This window comes from Aphanothece microscopica RSMan92 (assembly GCF_046613545.2).
Taxonomy (GTDB): domain Bacteria; phylum Cyanobacteriota; class Cyanobacteriia; order PCC-6307; family Cyanobiaceae; genus NIES-981.
The window spans coordinates 1-865 of sequence record NZ_JBKKKY020000241.1 but is presented as its reverse complement, the minus strand read 5'-3'; the positions used below and the strand labels follow the sequence as shown (position 1 = coordinate 865).

Annotated in this window: 3 protein-coding genes; all 3 read left to right on the top strand. The window is 67.1% G+C overall.

The genetic code is table 11. The features are described 5' to 3' along the window. The coding region (locus ACLD7X_RS17230; RefSeq protein WP_411424916.1) for a hypothetical protein at positions 1–203 on the top strand (203 nt) is incomplete at its 5' end. Then, positions 200–385 (top strand): hypothetical protein, encoded by a 186-nt coding sequence (locus ACLD7X_RS17225; RefSeq protein ID WP_411424915.1) that lies wholly within the window; start codon positions 200–202, stop codon positions 383–385. The genes ACLD7X_RS17230 and ACLD7X_RS17225, both read left to right, overlap by 4 nt. A gap of 3 nt (positions 386–388) precedes the next feature. Further along, positions 389–865: cytochrome c oxidase assembly protein (locus ACLD7X_RS17220; RefSeq protein ID WP_411424914.1), on the top strand; the 477-nt coding region annotated here is incomplete at its 3' end.

The following is an 865-nucleotide window of genomic DNA, read 5'->3' as shown; positions in this document are numbered from 1 at the left end:
TCGTGCTGCTGGCCTGGCGGGTCTACCGCAGTCAGGCCGGCGAGAGCCGCTCCAGCGCCGATGAGCAGACGCTCTATGCCGTGGGCGCCGGCAACCGGGCGGCGCGCGATCTGTTCGCCTTCAGCCTGCTCTATCTCGCCGGCGTGTTTGCCGCGCTGCTTGCCGAGCATGGCTTCGGCCTGCATCTGCCGGTGTCGCCATGACGCCCGCCCCCAAGGGTCCCCACGCGCAGGTCGAGGGTTACGCCGCCCTGACATCGGCTCAGGAGAGCGCACGCAAGCGGCGCAATCTGGCGCTCGCCATCGCCCTTGCCGCCTTCATGGCGCTTGTCTTCTTCATCACGGTCACCCGCATCGGCGGGGCCATCCTCAGCCGGCCCTTCTGAGCCATGACCGAGCCCGCGTCCGCCCCCGCAAAGCGCAATCGCCGGGTGATGATCGCGGCTGCGGCCGTGCCGCTCGCCATGTTTGGCGCAGCTTATGCCGCCGTGCCGCTCTATGAGCTGTTCTGCCAGGTCACCGGCTTTGGCGGCACGACCCGGATCGCCGAGCAGGCCGCATCGCGCGTGCTGGACCGCGAGGTCACCATCCGCTTCGACGCCAATACCGCTGACGGGATCGATTGGGCTTTCCGGGCCGAGCAGCCGGATATTCGCGTGAAGGTCGGCGAGAACGCGCTCGCCTTCTATCGCGTCACCAATACGTCCGACCGGCCTGTCACGGCGGTCGCGACCTACAATGTCACGCCCCACAAGGCGGGGCCGTATTTCATGAAGCTTGAATGCTTCTGCTTCCAGGACAAGACCTTGCAGCCTGGCGAGACCGCTGAGCTGCCGGTGATCTTCTATGTCGATCCGGCGATCGCG

Bases quoted from the DNA above. Each gene is read 5' to 3' on its own strand.
- ACLD7X_RS17225 (WP_411424915.1), top strand. From the start codon at position 200: ATGACGCCCGCCCCCAAGGGTCCCCACGCGCAGGTCGAGGGTTACGCC.